This window comes from Epilithonimonas tenax DSM 16811, from assembly GCF_000428485.1.
Classification (GTDB): domain Bacteria; phylum Bacteroidota; class Bacteroidia; order Flavobacteriales; family Weeksellaceae; genus Epilithonimonas; species Epilithonimonas tenax.
On record NZ_AUAA01000009.1, the window covers coordinates 68,573 to 92,941 of the forward strand.

A 24,369-nucleotide genomic window follows, 5' to 3' on the forward strand; every position below is an offset into this window, starting at 1 on the left:
AAAAGAGATTTTAACTTTCTTTATTTTTTCAATTATCAAATCTTTAATTATAAAGCAATATCTCCTTTAAAAACCTGATTTGCCGGACCTTCCAGCCAAATGTCGGAGAAACCTTCGCCATTCTTCTCAGCATAGACCTTCAGCTTTCCTCCCAAAACCCTGACTCCTACAGAAGTTTGATTATTTTTATCCATAAAAGTTAAAGCCGCAGCAGTAACGCCTGTTCCGCAACTGAAGGTCTCATCTTCCACGCCGCGTTCGTAAGTTCTTACAAACAATTCTTTGTCAGAAAGAGCTTCCACGAAGTTGACATTGATTCCGTCTTGCTTATAAGTTTCGGAATTTCGTATTTCGTTACCGGTTTTGAAAACATTATAATTATTTAACATTTCCACGTACTTCACATAATGTGGCGAACCAGTGTTGAGGACGTAGTCATTTCCATCTGTACTGATGGTTTTTACATCAATCATTTTAAGCTTTACGATGCCATTTTTGATCTCCGCTTTGTGCAGTCCGTCGATCGCATCAAAAACAGTTTTGTCTTCGAAGATGTCTAAGAAATGAGCAAAAGCCACGATGCAGCGTCCGCCATTGCCACACATTGTACTTTCGTTCCCGTCGGAGTTGTAATACACCATTTTGAAGTCAGAATTCTCATCGTTTTCCAGTAGAATCAGCCCGTCTCCGCCAATTCCGAAACGTCTGTCGCAAAGTTTTTCAATGAGTTCAGTGCTTTTTGGGAATTCAAGATCTCGGTTGTCAATCATTACAAAATCATTTCCCGTTCCCTGGTATTTATAAAATTTGATTTGTTTGTTCATGTTTTTTTATTTATCAAATAAATGGCCTGAAGTTATTTTTTTTGAAGTAAAAGAAACGCCACGCGTATTTTATTTTAAATTATTGAATAGTAATGAATTGGTTATTTTCCTCATGGAAAAATGAAGCCCGTAAAAATACTTAATTTAAAGACAATTTAATCTTGATTGGTGTTATTTAAATTTAATCTAAAATGCTAATGGATTATAGAATTTCTCAATCTTGGTATGTTGAATTTTTTTAATTATTATAACTATCTTTGTTCGTCGAAAAAATGAAAGAAGATCAGCTACTTACCCTCATCATAAAAGCCAGAGACAAAGATCAAAAGGCTCAGACACAGCTCATTAATTCGTTTTGGGTGGATGTGTTCTCTTTTGTGATGAACAAAGTGAAGGATGAGAATGACGCGGATGAAATCACGGTTTCGGTATTTTCAAAGGTGCTGAATAAGCTGGACCTCTTCGATCCCAGTTTTCAGTTCAAAACCTGGATTCTGACGATCGCACAGAATACAATCATCGATTTTTGGAGAAAAAGAAGCCGCGAAAACGAAGATCCTAACGCCAATCTGCAAGACGTTAAAAATGAATTTGCAAGATCTCCCGAAGAATTATTAATATCGGAGGAAGACCAGCAAAAGATCATCAAGATCATAGAAACAATGGATGCCAAGAATCAGGACATTATACGTCTTAGATTTTTTGAGGAAAAAAGCATCAAAGAAATAGCAGAAGAGCTCAATCTTTCTGTTGCGAATACAAAAGTGAGAATAATGCGCGCCAAAAAAATATTGGCCGAATTGTTAAAAGAAGACGAAACCGATTTTTAAATTTAAGATCATAATGGAGGATTTAATTCAACAAGATACAGTCATTCAAAAACCCAAATGGATCCGCGTCAAATTACCAACGGGTAAAAACTACCGCGAGCTGAGACATTTGGTAGATAAATATAAACTCAATACCATCTGCCAAAGTGGTAGTTGTCCCAATATGGGCGAGTGCTGGGGCGAGGGAACAGCAACATTCATGATTCTTGGAAATATCTGTACGAGAAGCTGCGGTTTTTGTGGTGTGAAAACCGGAAAACCTTTGGATGTCAACTGGGACGAACCAGAAAAAGTGGCACGTTCGATCAAATTAATGAAAATCAAACACGCTGTTTTGACTTCCGTTGACCGTGATGATTTGAAAGATATGGGATCTATCCTTTGGGGCGAAACGGTAAATGCCGTTCGTCGGATTTCCCCGGGAACGACTATGGAGACTTTGATTCCGGATTTTCAAGGCATCACAAAACACCTAGACAGAATGATAGAAGTGGCGCCCGAAGTGATCTCTCACAATATGGAAACCGTAAAACGTTTGACAAGAGAAGTAAGAATCCAGGCCAAATACGAGAGAAGTCTTGAAGTTTTAAGGTATTTGAAAGAAGCTGGACAAAACCGCACAAAAACGGGTGTCATGTTAGGATTAGGAGAAACAAGAGACGAGGTTTTCCAGACGATCGAAGATATCAGGAACGCCAATGTAGATGTTATTACGATGGGTCAATATCTGCAACCAACGAAAAAACACCTTCCTGTGAAAAGCTTTATCACGCCCGAACAGTTTGATGAATACGGCGATTTTGCCAGGAATTTAGGTTTTCGCCACGTAGAAAGTTCACCTTTGGTGAGAAGTTCTTACCACGCAGAAAAGCACATTCACTAGAATTGCACGCTATAAACTAAAGAAAAGACTCCTAAATGGAGTCTTTTACTGTTTGTTCTACTGGCTGTACATTGTCAGTTTTGTTCATGTTTTCCACTTGTTGCGGGATGAACATCATATAGGCAAAATAACCTAAAAGAAATAATCCAACTACTACAATGATGGCAATCATAGGGCCTTTGTTCGTCTGGGTATCTGTTTTTGGAATGTCTGATCTCATAACTTTATTTTTTTGATCTATTGCAAAACTAATGCCTGATTATCATGTAAGTGTTTTTATCAATCATAATTTGGTTTGTGTAAAAATTAATGGGGTGGATGTTTTTATACGAGTTAATTTTGAAATTAACCCTGTATATTTGTGGGGTTAAAAAATAAATTATTTAAAATGAAAACCGAAAAACGCTGGATTGTTTCTTTCGTCATTATCAGTATCATTTCCGTCGCTGCGCTTTTCTGGCCAGGACAGACTTCATCACCCTTACCAGGGACCTTTTTGGGAGAAGCTAATATTGTAGGCGCAGATGTGGCCTGGATTCTGGCATCTTCTGGTTTGGTTTTGCTGATGACACCTGGGCTTTCTTTTTTCTACGGCGGAATGGTTGGGAAGAAAAATATGATTTCTACCATGTTGCAGAGTTTTATCGCATTAGGTGTGATTAGTATTCTTTGGGTGGTGGTAGGATTCAGTCTGTCATTTGGAGAATCGATCGGGATCACGATTGATGGTGTTCATTACGGCATTATTGGCAGTCCAATGACTTATTTATTTTTTAACAACGTTGGTGTTTTGCCGCATAGCAAAATGGCGTCTACGATGCCTTTTATTTTGTTTGCATTGTTTCAGATGAAATTTGCAGTCATTACGCCAGCGCTGATCACGGGTTCTTTTGCAGAACGTGTTAGGTTTATTTCGTACTTATTATTTATGGTGCTGTTCAGCTTGTGCATCTACACACCGCTTTGTCATATGGTTTGGCATCCGGACGGATTACTGAATAAGTATTTCCGTGTTAAAGACTTTGCTGGTGGAACAGTGGTGCATATGAGTGCCGGATTTGCAGCTTTGGCCGGTGCAATGATGATTGGAAAAAGAAAAAATCCACACCACGAACCTTCAAATATCCCTTTTGTCATTCTTGGAACCGGAATGCTGTGGTTTGGCTGGTTTGGTTTCAATGCAGGATCAGCTTTGGCTGCCAATGCAACGGCGGCGATGGCTTTCGGAACAACCACGATTGCATCGGGAACGGCAATGTTATCCTGGATCTTTTTTGACAGAGTGAATGGTAGAAAGGTTTCTGCTTTGGGCGCTTGTATCGGAGCGGTTATCGGTTTGGTGGCGATCACGCCTGCTGCAGGTTTTGTTACGATTCCACACGCTATTTTTATTGGATTTATTTCCGCAATTGTGTCGAATTTGATGTGCAATTGGAAACGCTTGAAGAAAGTGGACGATACTTTGGACGTTTTCGCTTGTCACGGCATGGGCGGCATTATGGGAATGATTCTAACAGCGATTCTTGCTCAAGGAGAAAACGCAAGTCTGATCCACGGTGGTTTCGAGGTCTTTGCACATCATATGATGGCCTTGGTTTTAGTTTGCGCTTTCACATTTTTAGGATCAATCATTTTGTATAAAGTTACAGATGTGATCATCCCATTAAGAGTTGCAGAAGATTCCGAAACCATCGGTTTGGACTTGTCTCAACACGATGAAAGTTTGGTTTAGAAAATATTGTAATTTAATGACTTGATTTTGATATGAAGAAAACCTCACATAATTACTGTTGATGGGGTTTTTCATTGTTTCAATTTAACTTGATATTGGTAATTAATTTCTCACCAAAACACACCCGAAATACGCCAGAAAATCTCTAAATTCGTGTCTTAAATTTTTATGAGATGACGAAATTCGGAGTTGATGCGGCCAGTTTTTATGTGCCTTCTTTATATTTAGAAATCAAAGACCTTGCTGAGAAAAGAGGAATCGAACCGGCCAAATTGGAAAAAGGTCTGGGACTGCAAAAAATGTCATTGCCTGATGTTCACGAAGATGCAGCGACCTTCGCAGCAGAGGCCTTACTCAGATTAATTCAAGATTATAAACTCAATCCAAAAGAAATTTCCAAAGTTTACCTAGGAACCGAAAGTGCTCTAGATGCTGCAAAACCAACCGCAACCTATGCAGTACAAATGGTGGAAGAATTCCTAACCGAAGAATTTGGTGAAAGGGTTTTCAAACATTGTGACGTCATCGATATGACTTTTGCCTGCATTGGAGCGGTGGACGCTTTGCATAACGCTTTGGATTTCGTTAGAGCAAATCCTAGCAAGAAAGCCGTGGTGATTGCCAGTGATTATGCCAAATACGAATTGGCTTCTTCCGGAGAATACACTCAAGGTGGCGGCGCAGTGGCATTACTGGTTTCGGCCCATCCAAAACTGATTGAAATTGATAACAATTGGGGCGTTGCAACAGAAAGTGTGTTCGATTTCTTTAAACCTAGACGCCACTTTTCAAAAGATGATTTCCCAACAGCTCCGGAAAATTTCCCTGATAAAATTGAAGTCTTCACAGATGAACCTGTTTTCGATGGTCAATATTCCAACCAGTGTTATCAGGACAGAATCCGTGAGGCTTATGATCATTACAAAGAGCAGACTTTTACAGTAAGACCTTATGAACAATGGCGCTATCTCATTTTCCATCTCCCTTATGCCTTCCACGGGAAAAGAGTCTTCACCGAAATTTATAGTTTAGAAAATCATCTCGATTATTCTGATGCTGAGAAACAAAAAGCCATTGCAAAATCCGAAGATTACATTCATTTCATCAATGAAAAAATAGAAAGATCTCAACGTGCTTCTTCCGAAATCGGGAATATGTACACGGCTTCTATTTTTATGGCTTTGCTTTCAGCTTTGCAAACTTCGTTTAATGAAAATGAAGATTTATCAGAAAAAGAAATTGGTTTTTTAGCTTACGGAAGTGGTTCTAAAGCTAAGGTTTTCGTCGGCAAAGTTTCCCCAGAGTGGAAATCCGTGGTAGAGAAATGGAATCTTTTCGAAGAACTGAAAAACAGATTGCCAATCAATTTCGAAACTTACGAAAAGTTGCATCGCAAACAACTGGATTCTTCGGTTAACCAAAATTACAAAGGTTTTGGACTGAGAAGCGTTGAAAAGGAAAGTCCAGTTTTGAAAGGGGCAAGATATTATAGTTATAAAAAATAATAGCGCCGTAGGTGCGGTCTGTTAATAGAAAAAATAGATAGTAGAATGCTAGCTCCGTAGGAGTTAGTTGTTAATAGCAAATTAATAATGCTTGACACCAAAGCTCCGTAGGAGCGACCTGATAATCGCCAAAGATTAAATCCACAATAATCATAAATCGAAAACGAGCAGAAATATCTGCTCGTTCTCTTTTGAAAATATCTATAACTAACTACTAACTTCATCTTGATTTTTTGTTCTGATAGATTTTCGGCGTTACACCTTCCATTTGTTTGAACACCCGAATGAAATAATTGGTGTCAGAAAATCCCGTACTGAAAGCCACTTCACTCACAGAATTCTGCTGACTCAATAATTCTTTCGCTTTTTTGATTCTTTGGTGAATGATAAATTCATTCGGAGAAATCCCCAATTCCTGTTTGAACATCTTGAAAAAGTTCGATTTACTGACATAGGCCATTTTAGCAATGGCATCAATGGATAATTTCTGGTGCAGATTCTTCTTGATAAAATCCACCACAAAACCAATTCTGGACGTGTTCTTCAAGGTGTTTTTTTCAACCAATTTTCTCGCTTGCGTCTGCATTAGTCTGATTAATAATTCTTTCAAAGCAAAATCGGCGATCACATCTTTGTGAGAATCATCTTCCATTGCAATCCTCATAATATTATTGGTTGCGGACGCCAAAGCCTTGCTATTTAGCAGATAAAACTCATGCAAAGAAATATGCCATTGTGAAGAGTCATCTACTTTTGCCTCCGTAAAGTTCAGATGATCCAAAGATTCCTGCACAAATTGCGGATTCAAAGTCAAAGAAACACACTGCGAAGCTTGCTCGTCGGCATCCGGAAAATCGATGACCATAGTTTCACCTGGCGCCACCAGAACACTTTCTCCCGGAAGGTACTCAAAGTAATTGCTCCTGTCCTGAAGCTTCATCCATTTCCTTCCTCTCAACATTCCTGTGAACGTCAAATGCTCAAAATGCAGTTTTACATCGTAAGCCGCTTTGTGCGTTTCATAGATGCTGAATTCACAATTATTTAAACTGAACTTGGTTTGGTTCTCCACCAAAGTGTTCAGCTTATTTTCGTGCGTCAGGCTGGGTTTGTTAAGTTGAAAAAGATTTGAATTCATCGATTCAAGATTTATAACCTCTTGTTTATCAAATATAATATTTTAAAGTGAATCTCAGTCACAATTTTTGTTAAGGAATGATAAAGTGTGATAAAAATATCATTTTACTGTTTTTTTAGAGGATTGTGCTATTTTTATTGAAGGGTTTATAATTAATTTAGCTTTAATCAAATATGAATTTAATATTAATAAAACTTAAATAAAAATGAGTACAACAACACAAAATCAATCAAGCACAATTTTACAGTGGCCAGAGTTTAAATCTCAATATGATAATTACATCGGGGGAAAATTTTTGCCATCTGTGGGCGGACAATATTTTGATGTGATTTCTCCAATCAATGGGCACGTTTTTACCAAAGCAGTACATTCTAATAAAGAAGACTTAGAATTGGCAGTTAACGCAGCAACAGAAGCTTTCAAAACGTGGAAATATACTTCAGCAACAGAAAGAAGCATCATTCTAAACAAAATTGCTGACAGAATAGAAGAGAATCTAGAATATATCGCTACCGTTGAAACTATTGATAATGGGAAAGCCGTGAGAGAAACTTTGGCAGCTGATATTCCTTTGGCAATAGACCATTTCAGATATTTCGCTTCAGTGATTAGAGCAGAAGAAGGTTCGCACAACGAGCTAGACAAAGACACCGTTTCATTAATCGTTCACGAGCCATTAGGTGTTATAGCGCAAATTATCCCTTGGAACTTTCCTATCTTAATGGCTGTTTGGAAATTGGCACCAGCATTGGCGGCAGGAAACTGCGTGGTCTTGAAGCCGGCAGAAAGTACGCCAATCTCTATTTTGGTTTTAATGGAATTGATTGGTGATTTGCTTCCGCCAGGAGTTGTGAATATCGTCAACGGTTTCGGAGCAGAATTGGGTAGAGCTCTGGTGACAAATCCTAAAGTAAACAAAGCGGCCTTCACGGGTTCTACTGCTACAGGTCGTTTGGTAATGCAGTATGCAACAGAAAATGTCATTCCCGTGACTTTAGAATTGGGCGGGAAATCACCTAACATTTTCTTCAGCTCTGTAATGGATGCAGATGATGAGTTTCTGGACAAGGCCATAGAAGGTGCCGTAATGTTTGCCCTCAACCAAGGCGAAATTTGTACTTGCCCATCGAGATTGTTGGTTCAGGAAGATATTGCAGATGCATTCATTGCAAAAGTGATAGAAAGAACTGAGGCTATCAAGATAGGTAATCCACTAGACAAAACTGTGATGATGGGTGCTCAGGCTTCCAAAATTCAGAAAGATAAAATTTTGGGTTATTTGAAACTTGGTAAAGAAGAAGGCGCAGAAGTGCTTACTGGTGGTGATGTGAATACTGTTGAAGGGTTGGAAGAAGGCTACTACATCAAACCAACCATATTCAAAGGGAACAACAGAATGAGAATTTTCCAAGAAGAAATTTTCGGTCCAGTGGTAGCTTTCACAACTTTCAAAGATGAGGCGGAAGCTTTGGAAATTGCCAATGATACAATCTATGGTCTTGGAGCAGGCGTTTGGACGCGCGATGCACATCAATTATACAACATCCCAAGACACGTAGAAGCGGGTAGGGTTTGGGTGAATCAATACCACGCTTATCCTGCTGGCGCGCCTTTCGGAGGCTACAAACAGTCGGGGATTGGTAGAGAGAATCACAAAATGATGCTAGATCATTACCGCCAAACCAAAAATATGTTGATCTCTTACAGCAAAAATAAATTAGGGTTCTTTTAATCTGCTTGTAATAATTATGGCAACTTATCCGCCCTCCGTTCCCAAACCTAACGAAGTGTTTCGACGCAGTCCATCTTTTTTTGCAGACATTTTTATCAAATAACATTTGTAGAAGCAAAAAAAGGATTTCCACTCAGGTCGGGTTGCGAATTTCAAATCCAAAGGACGAAAATTGTTAAGTTGTAGGAACCTAAAATTCAATATTAAGCCCGGCAGAATTTTTTGTCGGGTTTTTGTTTAACTTTAAAATAATAATGAGCAAGTAACTTTTTTGTAAATTCTATAATCCAAATATTAAGTTGATTCCGAAAGGATTCACAAAGCTCTGGATGAGCAAACTGTTAATAGAATAAATAGTAACGAACCAATTTAAGCTCCGTAGGAGCGACTTGTCAATAACATTATTATTCATTAATTTCAAAATAAAAAAGATGGAAACTACAGATAAAATCTCAAGACTTTCCGTAACCGATGAGGCAATGGAAGTCATTTGGGAACTAGAGAAAAAACACGGCGAACTGATGTTCTACCAAGCGGGAGGATGTTGCGAAGGCACGCAGCCACAATGTTTCGATAAAGGCGGTTACTTTCCGAGGATGAATGATGCGATGATTGGCACCATCAATTTGTAAATTCTATAATCCAAATAGTAAGTTGAATCGGAATGGATTCACAAAGCTCTGGAGGAGCAAACTGTTAATAGAAAAAATAGTAACGAACCAAGTTAAGCTCCGTAGGAGCGACCTGTCAATAACATTATTATTAATTAATTTCAAAATAAAAAGATGAAAACTAAAGATAAAATCTCAAGACTATCCGTTACAGATGCGGCGATGGAAGTGATCTGGGAACTAGAGAAAAAACACGGTGCCCTGATGTTTTATCAAGCTGGCGGATGTTGCGAAGGCACTCAGCCACAATGTTTCGAGAAAGGCGGTTACTTTCCGAGGATGAATGACGCAATGATTGGCACCATCAATGGTTTCGAATTCTGGATAGACCGCGACCTCTTTGAATATTGGAAGTATTCGCACTTTACATTGGACGTTTTGGAAGGTTGGGGTCCCGGCGGATTTTCTTTAGAAACGCCCTTGGGGAAAACTTTCAAAGTTCATTACCGACTTTTTACGGTGGAAGAATTGGAAAATCTGGAACCTGTGAAGAGAAGTGAATAGAAATTAGAATCGTGACATAGCCCCGATAGGAACGGCATCCTTTTTTGCTTTTTTGACCAATCGTGTTTTGAAAGACCAACCGTTATAAAAGCAAAAAAGATAGAGTGGATAGCGGGATCAAGCTCCTAATAAATATTTCAAGAAGTTTCTACTTTTACGAACTTCGAGACAATCATACTGGCGAGAATGTTCCCAACGGAGTTAAGAACGGTTGCCAAAGGATCCACCAAAGTCCCGATAATAATTACGGCAGGAACCACATCCGGCGGGATTTTATAAACGGAAATCATCAACATTTCACCGATATAGCCACCATTCGGGATTCCGCCGGCAACTGCGCTGACGAAAACGGTGATGCCAAGAGCCATTATGAGATTCATTGGTTCAAATAAATTCCAGCCCAATAATTGAAACGCCACATAAATTTTGATGATGGATGAAATAGAGGAGCCGTTTTTGTGAATTGTAGTCCCAATCGGAATCACGACGTTGGCGATGGATGCGGGAACACCCATTCTTTTTGCAGCCTCTATGGCAACGGGCATTGTCGCCAAACTGCTGCAAGTGCTGATGGCAGTTGCAGTCGGCAAAAGACTTTCTTTCCAAAATGCTTTCACGCCTTTTCCACCTTTCCAAACGAACGCGTAAAGACTGAAAAAAACAATGAAATAAATGGTTCCGGCAATATAATAAAGTCCCAAAGGTTTGGCGTAAAATCCGAAAAGCTGAGGTCCAATCGTTCCAACTTGATACGCAAAATAAGCGCCTAATCCGACGGGTGCGACTTTCATAATTAATAATAAAAGTTGTTTCATCACTTCGTTTCCGGAAAGGATGAAGTTCTGAAATGCTTTTCCCATTTCGCCAGATTTTCTGATGGAGATTCCGACTAAAAAAGAAAAAACCAGCAATGCCAGCATATTTTGTCTTGAAAATAAAGTGTAAAACTCGCTCACGGTGAAGAATCCGACGATCTGGTCATTGATATTGGTGTTGGATTGTAAGTTTTCTGATATGGTTTCGCTAATGTTTTTTGGCGCTTCAGTCGGAAATAAATAAACTAAGATGATGCAAAATGTCGCTGATATCAATATGAAACTGAGGAAAGTCAGAACCATTGTTCCGATGATTTTCCCCAATTGATTTTGCTGTTCGATTCCGGAAATCGCGGAGACAATTGCAAAAAACACAAGTGGAATGACTGTGACGAAAAGCAGATTCAGGAAAATATCGCCAATCGGTTTGAGATAGACTACAAAATCTGGCGCAAAAATTCCCACCAGACTTCCGATGAATATCCCGATGAGAAGCAGAATAATGTTACTGTAATTTTTCCAGAAAGATGGATTCATCCCTTTAATTTTGATCAAAGATAATTATAAAAAAGTTTGAAATTTTATTTAGAAACTTAATTTTAGAATCTAATTAATGCCGAAATTTGTTCTTATGAAAACAGCAGTTCTGATCACCATCGGCGACGAGATATTGTCAGGAAATACCGTAGACACAAATTCCAACTTCATTGCTACGCAACTCAAAGAAATTGGAGTCAAAGTTCTGCGGATTTTTACGATCCCGGATGAAGAAAGTACCATCATAACTACTTTGGGTAGAGCATTTGAAATGGCGGATATGGTGATCACCACCGGTGGATTGGGGCCTACAAAAGATGATATTACCAAGAAAGCTTACGCTGAATTTTTTGAAGATGAATTGGTGTTTTCGGAGAAAGTCTATGACCATCTTCGCGCCTATCTGGAAAAACGAAACCGACTCTGGATCCTGGAACATAACAAAGAACAGGCGGTTGTTTTGTCAAAAGCAGAGATTTTCCTCAATTATTTTGGGACAGCGCCTTGTATGGTTTTGGAAAAAAATGGCCAATATTGTTTCAGCTTGCCGGGCGTTCCCTACGAAGTGAAACCCTTGGTGAAAGATCAGATAGTTCCTTTCCTGAAAGAAAAATGGGTACTGGATCATCTGGTGACCAGGATAGTTTCTGTCGTCGATTTTCCGGAAAGCGTCCTGTCCGATACAATTGAGGGATGGGAATTGGCTCTTCCGAAACACATCAGTCTGTCTTATCTGCCTGTAGGAAACAGGGTGAAGTTGCGGCTGACGGCTTCTGGAAATTCTCAGGAAACACTCGATCAGGATCTCGAAATTGAAATACAGAAATTGATCCCAATGATCGGAGGACATATAATTGCCACGCACGAGGATAAGATAGAAAAGATCCTCGCAGAATTACTCATAGAAAGAAAATTAACATTATCGGTTTCAGAAAGCTGTACTGGCGGTCAGCTGTCACATCTGATCACATCTATTGCAGGAAGTTCCCACTATTTCTGCGGAGGAATTGTGACTTACGCCGCAGAAAAGAAAATTGATGTACTAAAAGTGGATCCAAAAACCATTGAGAAATTCACCGTCGTAAGTGAAGAAGTGGCATCTGAAATGGCGAAAGGCTGTCAGGAATTATTCAAAACTGATATTTCAGTTTCTACGACAGGCGTTGCAGGTCCGGGAAAAGGAGAGGACGGGAAGGATATCGGGACGGTTTTTTACACCATCAGGATAGGAGAGGAAGAAACGACTTATAAACTTTTTCTTCCGCACCTGGAAAGGATTGATTTTATGAGTTTCGTCTCTCAGAAGGTTTTGCAGGATACGGTTTCACTGCTTATCAAAAAATAAATTTGATTTTCTTTTTGGCCCAACCCTAAAGGGAGAAATAAAAATCAATTGACTCCCTTTAGGGTAGGGGGAAATCAATTGACTCCATTTTTTTTGATCGTGGTAAAGCAAGTGACTCCCTTTAGGGTCGGGGGAAATCAAGTGATTTTTAGTTGAGATTACTTCAAGATATCTTTCAGGAAAGTCAAAGTGTGATTCCAAGCTCTTTTTGCCATCACGTCGTTGTAATCTGGAGATTCCGGACTTGTGAATGTGTGTTTGGAGTTAGCATAAGTGATGATTTAACGTTTCAGGCTTCCTTCAATTTGTTTTAAAATATGAATCCTGGAAGAACCTTGGTTATTGGGGCCGTCACCAAAAGTGAAAGTTGATTTCGTTGATAAAATGAGCTTGTTACGGGAAATATCTTCAATGGCTTTTCCAAGAACTTCCTCAGATTTTCCATCAGAATACATATCGGCTGTATCAAAAAAATTGACGCCAGCATCCATACAAATATTTACGAGTTTTTTAGCTTCATCAACCTGCGTGTTTCCCCAGGCTTTGAAGAAATCACCTTCGCCACCGAAAGTTGCTGTTCCGAAACTGAGAACAGGAACTTTAAGTCCTGAACCATATTCCATTGTCTTCAATTTTAAAAAGCATTGACCAATTTGTCAATCGTTTCAATTTCTTCCTTTGAAAGTTGGATGTCCATCGCTTTTGAGTTTTGAACGGCTTGTTCCGCGTTTCTGGCACCAGCCAATGCAATCGTAACTCCGGGTCTTTCTATCGTCCAACGGAGAACCAATTGTCCCAGAGTTGCATCGTGTTCATCGGCAATCGGTTTTATTTTATCTAATAATTGATTGGTTTTCTGAATGAAGTCTGCCTGGAAATGTGCGTGATTGGCCCTGTGATCTCCAGCCTGAAATTTGTAATCCGGCGAGATTTTACCTGTCAATAATCCTCTTTCCAAAGGACTGTAAGCCAGGATTGATTTGTTATTTTCAATACAATACGGAACGGTTTCTTCCTCGATACCACGGTTCACCATACTGAACGGAATTTGGTTGGAAACCAATTTTAATGTTTTCTCCGCTTCAGCCAATTGTTGTGCGTTGTAATTACAAACCCCGGCAAAACGGACTTTTCCTTGCTCAATTAACTTCGAAACGGCTTCGAAAGTTTCATCAATCGGCGTTGTAACATCCGGCCAGTGGATTTGGTAAAGATCGATGTAATCTGTTCCTAATCTTTTCAGACTTTGTTCGCATTCGTAAATAATGCTTTCTTTTCCTGCATATTTATAAATGTCAATGTCTTTTCCATCATTGTTTTTGCTTTGCATCGCCAGAGTTCCTTTGTCTAAATCCCAACGCATTCCGAATTTGGTTAGAATCTGAACTTTATCACGGGAGATTCCTTTAATCGCTTCGCCCACAATTTCTTCACTCGTTCCTTGTTCGTAGATTGGTGCGGTGTCCATAGAAGTTACACCTAATTCGTAAGATGCTCTGATAGCTTCGATGGCTTCATTTCTGTCTGTGCTTCCCCACATCCAGCCGCCGGCTGCCCAAGCGCCAAAGGTGATTGCTGAAACTTCCAAATCGCTGTGTCCTAATTTTCTGTACTCCATTGTAAATGATTTCAATTAAATTTAAATTTTGAGTTCCAATTTTTATGCCTTGGAAACCTCTTTACAAATGTTGGGAAAAAATAAAGTTTTTAGCTTGTATAATTAATTTAAATAATTGTACTTTTATGCTATCGTACGACATTTAAACTTAATTTAATATTGTGAAAAAACTGCAGTTTGAGTCTTTGGTGATTAGTGATTTGGAAGGTGAGACCTTTGGTCATCCTTCGCACAGTCATACTTATTATGAGATGATTTATGTTTTGAAAGGAAATGGCAATCATCATATCAATAATATTATCTTGCCTTACAAATGTGGTGATCTTTTCTTGATTTCGCCCGAAGATCAGCATTATTTTGAGTACAATAAATATTCAAGATTGATTTTCATTAAGTTCACGGACGATTATTTCAAAGGCAACAAACACCTTTCGCCAGATTCTTTCGCGATGAATTCGCCAGAAAACGTGATGCGGAAACAAATTCTGAAAGAGAAAAAACTCATTTTCACCGAACCTTGCAAAACGATTCTGAAAAAAACGATTGAAAATATCCTTTCGTACAACTGCAGAAAAGATGTTTCCACGTCGCCGATTGTTTTTTATCAAATCCTTTCAATTTTCGGATTGATCAAAGAAGCGACTTCAAAAATGGATATCAGATTGGATGTTGGACTTCAAAACAAGGAAGATGTGATTTCGTACATTCATCAGAATATCTACCAGCCAGAGACGATTCGAATCAAAAATATCGCTTACCATTTCAATATTTCACCGACTTATTTCAGTGCTTATTTCAAACGGAACTTCGAAGTTTCCTACCGTGATTACATTAATGATTATCGGATGGCTTTGATAGAAAAAAGAATGGAATCAGGACAGAATACCATCAAGCAAATCGCCTACGAGTTTGGTTTTACGGACGAAAGCCACTTGTCACATTACTTCAAAAATAAGAAAAGCAAAACGCTGGGTTCGTACAAAAATAAGAGTCGGAGTTTAGCTTAAAGTTTTGATGCATTCTTCCCGAATCTTCCATAATTCGTCCAATGAATATGGAATTTGAGGATTTTCAATAAGCCAGTTTTTTAAATAATTTTTGTGAAACTCAATTTTGAATTGATTGATTTGATGAGGTTCAATTTCAATTGCTTCCAAAAGGTCGTTAATGAAATCATTTTCTGAAGAGTTTTTCTTAGTAAAATCTAAGATTTGATTTTTAAATTTCAGATAATTATGCGCTTCCGGAATGTATTCTAAATTGTGGTTTTCCAGAACCAATTTTATCTTCGGCGTATTTTCCCCATTCATTCGGAAGATACCGAGAATCAATTTAAAATCTGCCTGATTATTTTCTTCTGCTAATGTTTTTAGAAGCGCGTGTTTTGTACTGCAAGTTCCGCAATTGTCTGTGAAAATGGTCGCAAGATTATCTTTGTTGAGGTTTCTTCGGTAAGGTAAATTCCTGACAAATTCTGAAGCCGAAAGAAAATCAAAACAATGATTTTGTTTGAAAAGTTGAGAGATTTCTTGGTCAGAAGTAATATTGAAATTAAGTGATTCCATTATTTTTTGGACTTCATCGCCTCCACTTTCTTCACAGAATCATCAACCAAGAATTTTTGATAATCATCAGATTCTGCCGGAATCAATTGGATTTTAGATTCCTCATTATGAAAAATCCCGAAACCATTTTTCTTAGCCAAAGGCGAAGTACGCAAACAAGCTTGACCTTTTGAAAAAAAAATCTGTTTCTCTTCTTCAAACTCTGAAGGCGAAATGTCATTTCGTTCCGCAAAAATTTCAAATAATAATTCGTCGGAAGTATATTTCAAAGGCTTTTTCGACAGATTTTCGAATTGATAATTGGCAATCGTTTTCTTCTCATTTTTCACCACCGGATTTACCGCTTTGGAAACCGGAGAATCTTCTGCGATTTCTATTAAAGTGTTTGTGTAATTGGTGGTGTGAGGTTTCATTTTGAATTATTCCTTTTGAAAAGATAAATTATTCCAGCAATCAAACCTACAATTCCGCCATAATAACTTCCATTGTGCATATACGCAGCTTCTAATTTTGAGGATATTGAGTTCCAAATTCCATAAAAACTCCAGAATTTTCAAGATTTATAAAATTTCCAATTATATATCCAACAAAACTCCCTGAAAATGCAAAAGCAATATTTATTAAAATAGCATTTAGAATATTTCTAAAATTATTCTCAGTATTCAGGAAGAGAAAAATAATTGAATAAATAATTCCTAAAATTAATCCAACCCAATACGAACCTAATATTCCAACAAGCGATGCCGCAATTCTTTCGTTATCAATTTCCCAGTTATAAACGCCAAAATTACCAAATAGAAAATCTTTGAAAAACTCTGAAGAAACCGAATATGAAATCTGATTATGAATTGCTCCAAATAAGCTTGCGATTACAATGGATAGAACTATAATTAAAATGATTTTAAAAAATATCGAGAGCGTTTTCATTAAGCTACTTCTAATTTCTTCGACCGCACCAACCACAATCCCACAAACGTCAAAAACCCATTAAGAATAATCAGTTCCACACCAATTCTGTAATCCGTATTATTCGTCACATAAAGATTAATCAAATACGTCAAAACCGGTGCAAGTAGCGTCACAGCCAATATCGAATACTTTTTTACAATCGTAAATTTCGTCAAAATCCCAAAAGCAAACAATCCCAAAAGTGGCCCGTAAGTGTAACCCGCAATTTCCATTATCAGGTAAACAATCGACTTCTCATTGATGGCTTTGAAGACCATAATCAATGCAAAAAACACCACAGTGAAGGTCAAATGAACTTTCATTCTCAGTCTTTTCTTTTGCTTCTCGGTTTTTTGCTGGTCTTCATTCAAGCCCAAAAGATCCACGCAATAAGAACTCGTCACCGCCGTCAAAGCACCATCAGCAGATGGAAACAAAGCGGAAATCAAACCAATAATAAAGATTACAGAAAGCGCCATTGGAAAATAACCGAGCAATGATAGTGCAGGAAACAAGTCATCACCCATTATATTATTAACTTCTCCATTAGGTTTGAAAAATCCAAATCCATCTTTTAAAGTTCTTACTCCATCTACAATTTCAGGATATTTTCCGTAACCAGCACCATTCTGTATCGCAAAAAGATAAAGCAAACCACCCAAAAATAAGAACGCAAGATTCACAAAAAGCAAAGTTCCCGCAAACGTCAGCATATTCTTTTTCGAGTTTTTCAGGTTGTCCACCGAGATGTTTTTCTGCATCATTTCCTGATCCAACCCGGTCATTGCAATTGTGATGAACATCCCGCCCAGAATGGTTTTCAGGAAAAAAGTCTTGGAATTAATGTCAGTATTAATGAAATGCGTGTACTGCTTTTGCTCCAGAATCGAGTAAGCTTCGCCGAAAGACAAATTCAGATTCGATAATATATAAAAGATGCACGCAAACAGGCTCAAAATCATAAACGAGGTCTGCAACGTATCCGTAATCACAATCGTTTTCACGCCACCTTCAAACGTATAAAGCAAAATCATCAAAAGCAACACAAAAGCCGTTACCCAAAACGGAACACCAAGCGCTTCCAACAGGAAAATCTGAAGAATATTCACCACCAGATACAACCTCGCCGTCGCCCCAATTGCTCTCGAAATAATGAAAAACAAAGACCCGATTTTATGCGCCTCCACATTGAATCTTTTTCCGAGATAAGTGTAAATCGAAGTTAGATTCATCCGGTAATAAAGCGGCAAAAGAACGCCTGCCACAATGAAATATCCGATGAAAAACCCAATCACCATCATATAATATTCGAAGCCACCAAACGCATAATCGCCCGCCGTCATCTTCCCGACCGTACCCGGAACTGAGATAAATGTCACGCCGGAAAGCGATGTCCCAATCATCCCAAAGGCCACCAGCCACCATTTGCTTTTCTTGTTTCCAATGAAAAATGACTGGTTGTCAGAATTACGGCTTGTAAAATAAGAGATGACCAAAAGCCCGATAAAATAGGCAAAAACGAATAATAATAAAATAGTTCCCGGATTCATTGTTCAAATTTGAGTGGAACAAAAATAGTTTTTTTATCGTATTGGTGTGAAAATATTTATTTGGTCAACTATTCCGCTTTCCGCTCCGAAACCTAACGAAGTGGTTTGACGTGGTTAATCTTTTTGCAGATGATTTCAGATTAAGTAGAACTTTTGTACACGCAAAAAAGCATTTGCGTTCAAGTCGCGTGGCAGATTCAATTTTCAAATCACGATTTGCCCGAAAATCAAAGATTTTATAAATGCTTCAAAGAGGTCTTAGGATGCCATGTCTATACAGATGTCACACTGAGCATAGCCGAAGTCTTAACCGTTTTTCTCTGTCGCGGTGACTGAGCGTAGCCGAAGGCACCGACAAGAACTTCACTGAACCCTAACGAAATAGTTTAGCGCTTCAAAAAAAAATGAGATAAGTCGGTCTGAAAATTACACAAAAAAGACGATTTGTATTAAAGTATTCTGACATCCAGAAAATAATATTCTTGCATGCGTAAGTTATATTTTAGCACTTGCAAACCATATTCTTACATCTTCAAATAATATTTTCCCAAAATTTGCTCCGTAGGAGCACCCTGTTAATAGCATTTGAAAGCCCACGCGGAATCCAAGCTCCATAGGAGCGGCCTGATAATAACGGCAATCCGCAAATTTCATTCATAAAAACAACAATCAATTACCGCGTATGGATCATCTTTTTCACAACCAAATAAATCAAAACCGCAGAAAAAGCAAGCACAGCAAACGACCCAATCCACAAAGTGTCAAACCCGAATTTGCTCACAATATAAGTGCCCAAGAATGGCGTGAAGATAAACGAAAACGAAAAAGCAATCCCATTCATTCCCATATAAGCACCTTTGTTTCCTCTCTCAGAACGCAGCGCAGTTACTGTGGACATAAACGGAAGAACCCAAATCTCCGCAACAGACAATACCGACATCGAGAGCAATAGCAAGGCAACATTACTCCCGAAAAGCAAAATCAAATATGACAATCCAGCCATTACAACTCCTATAAATAAGATTTGAGGAATTTTCAAAGTCCGCTCTGCAATACTCACCAAAGGCATCTCGAGCAACACAATGATAAACCCGCTGTAACCCAAAATAAACCCAATCGTACTCTGATCCAACTTCCCAACTTCTTTATAAAACAGTGGAAGTGTATTGAAAAACTGGAAAAAACAAATGGCGAAAATAGTACACAGAATGCTGTAAAATAAGAATGGATAATCTTTGTAAGGCGATTTCGTAAGAGATTTATCAATCATCTTTTCCGGCGACAATCTCTTCTTCTCACGAAAGATTTTATTTCGTTTTCGGAAGAAGATAACGTAGATTATTCCTGCAACCAAAGCTCCGATGGCATTCACCACAAATAGGAAATTATAAGAAATTCCGCTCAATACACCACCTAAAGCTGGACCAACTGAGAATCCAAGATTAACCGCCATTCTGTTCAGCGAAAAAGCTTTGGTCAGATTTTCAGGTCTTGCATATTTCGTAATCGCCACAGAATTTGCTGGTCGAAAAGTGTCGCTAATTGTACTTTGAAGGAAAATCAAAAAAGCCATCATCTCAATACTCGGAAAAAATGGAATTATCAAAAATATCGGCGCACTCAAAAATAAACTCCAGGATTGAACGTCATATTCCCCAAATCGATCTGTCAAAAATCCACCCAACCAAGAACCGACAACGGAACCGATGCCGTAAAAACTTAAAACAATGCCTGCATGTTCCAAACTGAATTTCAAATGTGCTGTCATATAAACACCCAAAAATGGCAAAACCATAGAGCCAGAGCGGTTGATGAGCATCACGATAGATAACATCCAGGCTTCTCGTGAAAGCCCTTTGAACGTGTTGATATAAGAATTGAAAAGTTTCATTTTGATTTTCGAACCGCAAATTTACCCAAAAAAGAAAGCCATCCGTAAAGAATGGCTTTCAAAATTTCATTATTTAAAAATTAGTCTAACATCTAAAGTCTAATTTCTAACTTCTTTTTTTAAGGCATTTTAAAACCTCTCGTGGTAATTCTTCCGTAAGCATCCACATATTTTACCTGGACATTTCCTTTGTATCCATTTAGGATTTTCTCAACATCTTTCTGAGAATTAACAGGTTTTCCATTGATCTCCATAACGATGTAATTATCAACGACACCTATTTTATCCATCTCATTGCCTTCAATTACATTTTTAGCAATGACGCCGCTTTCCAAGCCGTAATCAGTTTTCACTCTTTCGCTTAATGGCTCAAACTCAGAACCGATTTTTTCAGTAACAGTCAGGTCGTCTTTGCTACGTGATGATGTTCCACCTTTCAAATCTTTCAGGGTCACATTCACATTATTGACTTTGCCATTTCTGGTGTAAGTGACGGCCACTTTATCCCCTGGTCTCCTGCTTCCAATGGCTAGTGAAAGGTCTGACAAACCAGTAATGTCTGTATTATCTATTTTTGTGATGATATCACCAGGCTGGATTCCGGCATCTTCAGCACCACTTTTTTTCGTGATTTCTGTGACGTAGATTCCGCCGCCGGCTTTCAGGTTTTTCTTTTCTCTTTGGTTGTAAGCTGCAACTTGCATTTCGTTCGAAAGATCCAAACTTCCAACACCAAGGAAACCTCTCTGTACCAAACCAAACTTCTTGATATCCTCAACGATTTTTCTGGCAAGATTCGAAGGAACGGCGAATCCATAACCTTCATAATATCCTGTTTTGGATTGGATGGCTGTGTTTATTCCAATCAGATCTCCGTTCACGTTGACCAATGCACCACCGCTGTTTCCCGGGTTGATCGCTGCATCCGTCTGGATAAAACTTTCAATTGGCGTTCTGGACTGCTGACTTAGGATATCGATACTTCTTCCTTTTGCGGAGATAATTCCTGCAGTAACGGTGGAGTTAAGTCCCAAAGGATTTCCAACGGCCAAAACCCATTGCCCAACTTCTGTCATATCTGAGTTGGCAAAATTGAGATAAGGCAAGCCTTTTTCTTCAATTTTAAGAAGAGAGATATCTGTATTGGGGTCGGTTCCAATTAAAGTCGCGATGTATGTCTTCTTATTACTTAACACCACTTCCAGCTTGTTGGCGCCTGCAACCACGTGGTTGTTGGAAATAATATAACCGTCCGGTGAAATGATAACACCGGAACCCAAACCGGAAGGCATATTTTTAGGCGTTTGCTGTGGTTGTTGTCTCTGCTGGTTTCCACCTTGTGGGCCAAAGAAAAAGTCAAACATATCCGTCTCAGGCATTCTTTGAGAAGCCGCACGGTCCTGGTAATTTTTGATGGTTACCACAGCGGGTACTGTAGTTTTTGAAGCTTTGACAAAATCATCGCCTACTGCAGAGCCGATGCCTGCAAAAGATGCTTTGTTAGAAGCTGTTGTGAAATATGAGAAATCTTCTCCATTATTTTCTTGGCTGAAATAGTGACTAGCTCCGAAAACCGTTGCGCCGGAAATCACTCCGGTCAATGCGAAAGGTAGTAGTTTTTTAAAAGTATTCTTCATCTTAATATTCATTTCTTTTTTGAGATTGTTGATACACAAATTTAATGCTAAATTAGTATGAACTAAAAACTTAGTGTTACAGTTTTAACGAAGTTTAACCATTTTTAAAAATTCCTTAATAAAATCGCTTTTATTTTAAGTCAAATTGGCAGTCCCAGAAGAAAGTTATCGTAGAATATACTTCAATTTTGTCTTAATTGTTAAAATTCATTCAGTTTTTAATTAAAACAAAAAAGAGCTTATCAATGGAAAATGTGTTGCATGTCATTTTTGGCAGAACTTTTGTTTTTGAATATGTAAAATAAGTCTTATGAAAAATACGATAAAAGTGGCGTTGGGATTTGCTGCAGGTAGTGCATTGATTTTACTTAATCAATTGAGAAAGAGAAAGCAAAAAGAGCAGAACAAGTTTATGGCGCCGGATGGGAACAAATATTTGAAAAATGAAATGTACCGAAGTGCGGAAGGTGAGATCTTTAAAAATGGTAAAAAATTAAATTTTGACACACCACAACTTTTAGCCAATGCAAATCAGAAAATAGATGCCCGCATTTCTAAAAATTTCCAATACAATGACCCAAAAGCAGGCAACAGAAATGTGACCTATCATAAAAAAGGTATCAGACACCATTAAGCCGAATTAAAAAATTAATCACACAATAAATAAAATTATGGAAACAGAAAATCTTGTTGATAGACTTAACAAATATGAGTTTGACCACAACAATGTGTATACCGGATTCAAATCTGTGGCAGAGGCAAGTCAGTTCGCAAGAGATAGGAACGGGAAAATGGTAGAAGTCGGTTTTCTGGATGGTAATGACAATCCCGTTGAGGATGATTCTCAAAATCTGATTGCCGAAAACAAATATTACAAAGCTTTTGCCGGGCCGGATTACAAAATCATCCATTCATCCGATGAGGGTTTTCAGGAAGTTGCAGAAAGGTTGAAAGACAGAAAAAATGAATTGATGGAAAAAAGTCCCGATGAAAAGTATTTTTCAGATGCAGACTGGCAGATAGAAGAAGACGCAGTAATCATCTTGTTCAAAGACGAAATACAAAATGTAACTTCACGGGAAAGATCAAAATATCTGATGCATACCAAAGTGTATGAATTGGCTGTAAGTATCCCAAAAATAGCCGAATAGGACGTTTTTTCTCCAACGCCTCAAATAAACCGGATCTTGATTCGGTTTTTTATTTTGGTTATTTGTGGAAATTTCTTCATTTGGAATGAGTTGGATTTTATTAATAACTTTGCAGACTTATGTCAGAAGTCATTTCTCAACCGAAAACCGTTGCGTTTCACACACTTGGCTGCAAACTCAATTTTGCAGAAACGTCCACTATTGCCCGACAATTAACGGATGCTGGTTATCAAAAGGTCAATTTTGATGAGCCAGCAAAAGTCTATATCATTAATACTTGTTCTGTTACAGAAAACGCAGATAAAGAATGCAAACTTCACGTCAAGCGTGCAACAAAAGCCAATCCTGATGGATTGGTAGCTATTATCGGCTGTTATGCACAATTGAAACCTGAAGAAATCTCCGCCATTACCGGTGTAGATCTGGTTTTGGGGGCTAAGGAAAAATTCAATATTCTGAGTTATCTGGATGATCTGGAAAAATCGGAAAGCCGTGCCGAGATCCATTCTTGCGAGATAGATGAAGCTGATTTTTTCGTGGGTTCCTATTCTATAGGAGACAGAACCAGAGCTTTTTTGAAGGTTCAGGATGGTTGCGATTATAAATGTACTTATTGTACAATTCCTTTAGCACGTGGGATTTCCCGCTCTGACACCATCGATAATGTGGTGACAAATGCTAAAGAAATTGCGGCCAGAGATATTAAAGAAATCGTTTTGACTGGTGTTAATATTGGCGATTACGGAAAAGGAGAATTTGGGAATAAAAAGCACGAGCATACGTTTCTTGATTTGATTTCGGAATTGGATCAAGTGGAAGGCATTGAAAGAATCAGGATTTCTTCCATAGAACCTAATCTTCTGAAAGATGAAAGCATAGAATTGGTTTCTAAAAGCAGAAGTTTTGTACCACATTTTCATATTCCCCTTCAATCTGGAAGTGATGAATTGTTGAGAAAAATGAAGCGCCGTTATCTTACTGGTTTGTACAGAGATAGAGTATCGAAGATCCGCGAAGTAATGCCGGAAGCTGCGATTGGCGTAGATGTAATCGTTGGTTTTCCTGGGGAAACCGAAGCGCTGTTTATGGAGACCTACAATTTCCTGAATGAATTGCCAATCAGTTATTTGCACGTTTTCACTTATTCTGAAAGAGAAAATACGGAAGCAGCCGGCATGCAAGGTGCAGTGCCAATTCCCGAGAGAAAAAGACGAAACAAAATGCTGAGAATCCTCTCTGAGAAAAAGAAAATGGAATTCTATAGAAGTCAAATAGGGAGGAAGTTAAGTGTTCTCTGGGAGCACGAGAACAAGAACGGATTGATGTATGGCTTTACAGAAAACTATGTGAGAGTTTCCAAAGTGTTTGATTTAAAATCTATCAATCAAACAGAAACAGTCATTTTAGATAAGATCCTGGAAGACGGCAGTGTTTCTATCAAAGCAAAGCAATTTGATGATTTTTTAGCGGGAATTTAAAGAGTCGTTACCATA

At 38.4% G+C, this 24,369-nt stretch carries 24 protein-coding genes and 1 pseudogene; 12 read left to right on the forward strand and 13 right to left on the reverse strand.

Going from position 1 to position 24,369, the window contains the following annotated elements; translation table 11 throughout:
• Window positions 1-47: 47 nt before the first annotated feature.
• Window positions 48-824 (reverse strand): diaminopimelate epimerase, encoded by a 777-nt coding sequence (gene dapF / locus F564_RS0106340; protein WP_034980925.1) that lies wholly within the window; start codon window positions 822-824, stop codon window positions 48-50.
• A 272-nt stretch (window positions 825-1,096) separates the two neighbouring features.
• On the opposite strand from dapF, the gene F564_RS0106350 reads away from it, so the two are divergent.
• Window positions 1,097-1,654 carry an RNA polymerase sigma factor gene (locus tag F564_RS0106350; protein ID WP_028121887.1) on the forward strand — a complete coding sequence of 186 codons (558 nt, stop codon included), beginning with the start codon at window positions 1,097-1,099 and terminating at the stop codon, window positions 1,652-1,654.
• A 13-nt stretch (window positions 1,655-1,667) separates the two neighbouring features.
• Complete coding sequence (gene lipA, locus F564_RS0106355) at window positions 1,668-2,537, forward strand: lipoyl synthase (RefSeq protein ID WP_028121888.1); 870 nt, start codon at window positions 1,668-1,670, stop codon at window positions 2,535-2,537.
• A 31-nt stretch (window positions 2,538-2,568) separates the two neighbouring features.
• Here the strand turns inward: lipA and F564_RS0106360 are convergent, their stop codons facing one another.
• Entirely contained in the window at window positions 2,569-2,757 is a 189-nt protein-coding gene (locus F564_RS0106360; protein WP_028121889.1) for a hypothetical protein, read from the reverse strand.
• 168 nt (window positions 2,758-2,925) lie between these two features.
• On the opposite strand from F564_RS0106360, the gene F564_RS0106365 reads away from it, so the two are divergent.
• Together F564_RS0106365 and F564_RS0106370 are read left to right on the forward strand one after the other, a co-directional pair.
• A complete protein-coding gene (locus F564_RS0106365; RefSeq protein WP_028121890.1) occupies window positions 2,926-4,269 on the forward strand; it encodes an ammonium transporter in 1,344 nt (447 codons plus the stop codon).
• Between the two features lie 173 nt (window positions 4,270-4,442).
• On the forward strand, window positions 4,443-5,774 hold the full coding sequence (locus tag F564_RS0106370; RefSeq protein ID WP_028121891.1) for a hydroxymethylglutaryl-CoA synthase family protein: 1,332 nt from the start codon (window positions 4,443-4,445) through the stop codon (window positions 5,772-5,774).
• 220 nt (window positions 5,775-5,994) lie between these two features.
• Here F564_RS0106370 and F564_RS0106375 read toward each other — a convergent pair whose 3' ends face one another.
• Window positions 5,995-6,912, reverse strand: a complete 918-nt coding sequence (locus F564_RS0106375) for a helix-turn-helix transcriptional regulator (RefSeq protein WP_028121892.1) — start codon at window positions 6,910-6,912, stop codon at window positions 5,995-5,997.
• 205 nt (window positions 6,913-7,117) lie between these two features.
• Here F564_RS0106375 and F564_RS0106380 point away from each other — a divergent pair, with 205 nt between their 5' ends.
• The 3 genes and pseudogenes from F564_RS0106380 to F564_RS0106390 all read left to right on the forward strand — a co-directional run bounded on the left by F564_RS0106380 (window position 7,118) and on the right by F564_RS0106390 (window position 9,819).
• Entirely contained in the window at window positions 7,118-8,644 is a 1,527-nt protein-coding gene (locus F564_RS0106380; RefSeq protein WP_028121893.1) for an aldehyde dehydrogenase family protein, read from the forward strand.
• Window positions 8,645-9,075: 431 nt separating this feature from the next.
• A pseudogene (locus tag F564_RS0106385) lies at window positions 9,076-9,267 on the forward strand (DUF779 domain-containing protein); the annotation flags it as partial.
• A gap of 162 nt (window positions 9,268-9,429) precedes the next feature.
• Entirely contained in the window at window positions 9,430-9,819 is a 390-nt protein-coding gene (locus tag F564_RS0106390; RefSeq protein ID WP_028121895.1) for a DUF779 domain-containing protein, read from the forward strand.
• 137 nt (window positions 9,820-9,956) lie between these two features.
• On the opposite strand, the gene F564_RS0106395 is transcribed toward F564_RS0106390, so the two are convergent.
• A complete protein-coding gene (locus F564_RS0106395) occupies window positions 9,957-11,171 on the reverse strand; it encodes a dicarboxylate/amino acid:cation symporter (protein WP_028121896.1) in 1,215 nt (404 codons plus the stop codon).
• Window positions 11,172-11,265: 94 nt separating this feature from the next.
• On the opposite strand from F564_RS0106395, the gene F564_RS0106400 reads away from it, so the two are divergent.
• Window positions 11,266-12,516, forward strand: a complete 1,251-nt coding sequence (locus F564_RS0106400) for a CinA family nicotinamide mononucleotide deamidase-related protein (RefSeq protein ID WP_028121897.1) — start codon at window positions 11,266-11,268, stop codon at window positions 12,514-12,516.
• A gap of 158 nt (window positions 12,517-12,674) precedes the next feature.
• On the opposite strand, the gene F564_RS20550 is transcribed toward F564_RS0106400, so the two are convergent.
• Genes F564_RS20550 through F564_RS0106410 form a run of 3 tightly spaced genes read right to left on the reverse strand, consistent with a single transcriptional unit; the run spans window position 12,675 to window position 14,134 of the window.
• Window positions 12,675-12,797, reverse strand: a complete 123-nt coding sequence (locus tag F564_RS20550; protein ID WP_154656817.1) for a dienelactone hydrolase family protein — start codon at window positions 12,795-12,797, stop codon at window positions 12,675-12,677.
• Window positions 12,798-13,139: an aldo/keto reductase gene (locus F564_RS0106405; protein WP_028121898.1), complete on the reverse strand. Its 342-nt coding sequence runs from the start codon at window positions 13,137-13,139 to the stop codon at window positions 12,798-12,800.
• 11 nt (window positions 13,140-13,150) lie between these two features.
• Window positions 13,151-14,134: an aldo/keto reductase gene (locus tag F564_RS0106410; RefSeq protein WP_028121899.1), complete on the reverse strand. Its 984-nt coding sequence runs from the start codon at window positions 14,132-14,134 to the stop codon at window positions 13,151-13,153.
• Between the two features lie 161 nt (window positions 14,135-14,295).
• Between F564_RS0106410 and F564_RS18815 the strand changes: the two genes are divergently transcribed.
• On the forward strand, window positions 14,296-15,141 hold the full coding sequence (locus F564_RS18815) for a helix-turn-helix domain-containing protein (RefSeq protein WP_034980928.1): 846 nt from the start codon (window positions 14,296-14,298) through the stop codon (window positions 15,139-15,141).
• Here F564_RS18815 and F564_RS0106420 read toward each other — a convergent pair.
• The 6 genes from F564_RS0106420 to F564_RS0106460 all read right to left on the reverse strand — a co-directional run bounded on the left by F564_RS0106420 (window position 15,133) and on the right by F564_RS0106460 (window position 21,725).
• Window positions 15,133-15,699 (reverse strand): hypothetical protein, encoded by a 567-nt coding sequence (locus F564_RS0106420; RefSeq protein WP_028121900.1) that lies wholly within the window; start codon window positions 15,697-15,699, stop codon window positions 15,133-15,135. The two genes, F564_RS18815 and F564_RS0106420, sit on opposite strands and share 9 nt — an antisense overlap.
• Window positions 15,699-16,112: a DUF6157 family protein gene (locus F564_RS0106425; protein WP_028121901.1), complete on the reverse strand. Its 414-nt coding sequence runs from the start codon at window positions 16,110-16,112 to the stop codon at window positions 15,699-15,701. The genes F564_RS0106420 and F564_RS0106425 overlap by 1 nt, the downstream gene beginning before the upstream one ends.
• Window positions 16,113-16,203: 91 nt before the next feature.
• On the reverse strand, window positions 16,204-16,626 hold the full coding sequence (locus F564_RS0106435; RefSeq protein ID WP_028121902.1) for a hypothetical protein: 423 nt from the start codon (window positions 16,624-16,626) through the stop codon (window positions 16,204-16,206).
• Window positions 16,626-18,197: a sodium:solute symporter gene (locus F564_RS0106440; protein WP_028121903.1), complete on the reverse strand. Its 1,572-nt coding sequence runs from the start codon at window positions 18,195-18,197 to the stop codon at window positions 16,626-16,628. The genes F564_RS0106435 and F564_RS0106440 overlap by 1 nt, the downstream gene beginning before the upstream one ends.
• Before the next feature lie 673 nt (window positions 18,198-18,870).
• Window positions 18,871-20,088 carry an MFS transporter gene (locus F564_RS0106450; protein WP_028121904.1) on the reverse strand — a complete coding sequence of 406 codons (1,218 nt, stop codon included), beginning with the start codon at window positions 20,086-20,088 and terminating at the stop codon, window positions 18,871-18,873.
• Between the two features lie 119 nt (window positions 20,089-20,207).
• A complete protein-coding gene (locus F564_RS0106460; protein WP_028121905.1) occupies window positions 20,208-21,725 on the reverse strand; it encodes a trypsin-like peptidase domain-containing protein in 1,518 nt (505 codons plus the stop codon).
• A 310-nt stretch (window positions 21,726-22,035) separates the two neighbouring features.
• Here F564_RS0106460 and F564_RS0106465 point away from each other — a divergent pair, with 310 nt between their 5' ends.
• The 3 genes from F564_RS0106465 to mtaB all read left to right on the forward strand — a co-directional run bounded on the left by F564_RS0106465 (window position 22,036) and on the right by mtaB (window position 24,354).
• Window positions 22,036-22,359 carry a hypothetical protein gene (locus tag F564_RS0106465; RefSeq protein ID WP_028121906.1) on the forward strand — a complete coding sequence of 108 codons (324 nt, stop codon included), beginning with the start codon at window positions 22,036-22,038 and terminating at the stop codon, window positions 22,357-22,359.
• Window positions 22,360-22,396: 37 nt separating this feature from the next.
• Window positions 22,397-22,876: a hypothetical protein gene (locus F564_RS0106470; RefSeq protein WP_028121907.1), complete on the forward strand. Its 480-nt coding sequence runs from the start codon at window positions 22,397-22,399 to the stop codon at window positions 22,874-22,876.
• A gap of 119 nt (window positions 22,877-22,995) precedes the next feature.
• Complete coding sequence (mtaB, locus tag F564_RS0106475) at window positions 22,996-24,354, forward strand: tRNA (N(6)-L-threonylcarbamoyladenosine(37)-C(2))-methylthiotransferase MtaB (protein ID WP_028121908.1); 1,359 nt, start codon at window positions 22,996-22,998, stop codon at window positions 24,352-24,354.
• Window positions 24,355-24,369 lie beyond the last annotated feature (15 nt).

Excerpts from the sequence above, each read along its gene's own strand:
- F564_RS0106405 (WP_028121898.1), bottom strand. The coding sequence starts at position 13,139 with ATGGAATATGGTTCAGGACTTAAAGTTCCTGTTCTCAGTTTCGGAACA.
- F564_RS0106390 (WP_028121895.1), top strand. The coding sequence starts at position 9,430 with ATGAAAACTAAAGATAAAATCTCAAGACTATCCGTTACAGATGCGGCG.
- F564_RS0106435 (WP_028121902.1), bottom strand. The coding sequence starts at position 16,626 with ATGAAAACGCTCTCGATATTTTTTAAAATCATTTTAATTATAGTTCTA.
- F564_RS0106425 (WP_028121901.1), bottom strand. The coding sequence starts at position 16,112 with ATGAAACCTCACACCACCAATTACACAAACACTTTAATAGAAATCGCA.
- F564_RS0106450 (WP_028121904.1), bottom strand. The coding sequence starts at position 20,088 with ATGAAACTTTTCAATTCTTATATCAACACGTTCAAAGGGCTTTCACGA.
- F564_RS0106370 (WP_028121891.1), top strand. The coding sequence starts at position 4,443 with ATGACGAAATTCGGAGTTGATGCGGCCAGTTTTTATGTGCCTTCTTTA.
- F564_RS0106395 (WP_028121896.1), bottom strand. The coding sequence starts at position 11,171 with ATGAATCCATCTTTCTGGAAAAATTACAGTAACATTATTCTGCTTCTC.
- F564_RS0106420 (WP_028121900.1), bottom strand. The coding sequence starts at position 15,699 with ATGGAATCACTTAATTTCAATATTACTTCTGACCAAGAAATCTCTCAA.
- F564_RS0106465 (WP_028121906.1), top strand. The coding sequence starts at position 22,036 with ATGAAAAATACGATAAAAGTGGCGTTGGGATTTGCTGCAGGTAGTGCA.
- F564_RS0106410 (WP_028121899.1), bottom strand. The coding sequence starts at position 14,134 with ATGGAGTACAGAAAATTAGGACACAGCGATTTGGAAGTTTCAGCAATC.
- F564_RS0106460 (WP_028121905.1), bottom strand. The coding sequence starts at position 21,725 with ATGAAGAATACTTTTAAAAAACTACTACCTTTCGCATTGACCGGAGTG.
- F564_RS0106400 (WP_028121897.1), top strand. The coding sequence starts at position 11,266 with ATGAAAACAGCAGTTCTGATCACCATCGGCGACGAGATATTGTCAGGA.
- F564_RS0106440 (WP_028121903.1), bottom strand. The coding sequence starts at position 18,197 with ATGAATCCGGGAACTATTTTATTATTATTCGTTTTTGCCTATTTTATC.
- F564_RS0106470 (WP_028121907.1), top strand. The coding sequence starts at position 22,397 with ATGGAAACAGAAAATCTTGTTGATAGACTTAACAAATATGAGTTTGAC.
- F564_RS0106365 (WP_028121890.1), top strand. The coding sequence starts at position 2,926 with ATGAAAACCGAAAAACGCTGGATTGTTTCTTTCGTCATTATCAGTATC.
- F564_RS0106360 (WP_028121889.1), bottom strand. The coding sequence starts at position 2,757 with ATGAGATCAGACATTCCAAAAACAGATACCCAGACGAACAAAGGCCCT.
- F564_RS0106380 (WP_028121893.1), top strand. The coding sequence starts at position 7,118 with ATGAGTACAACAACACAAAATCAATCAAGCACAATTTTACAGTGGCCA.
- F564_RS0106350 (WP_028121887.1), top strand. The coding sequence starts at position 1,097 with ATGAAAGAAGATCAGCTACTTACCCTCATCATAAAAGCCAGAGACAAA.
- F564_RS0106375 (WP_028121892.1), bottom strand. The coding sequence starts at position 6,912 with ATGAATTCAAATCTTTTTCAACTTAACAAACCCAGCCTGACGCACGAA.
- dapF (WP_034980925.1), bottom strand. The coding sequence starts at position 824 with ATGAACAAACAAATCAAATTTTATAAATACCAGGGAACGGGAAATGAT.
- lipA (WP_028121888.1), top strand. The coding sequence starts at position 1,668 with ATGGAGGATTTAATTCAACAAGATACAGTCATTCAAAAACCCAAATGG.
- mtaB (WP_028121908.1), top strand. The coding sequence starts at position 22,996 with ATGTCAGAAGTCATTTCTCAACCGAAAACCGTTGCGTTTCACACACTT.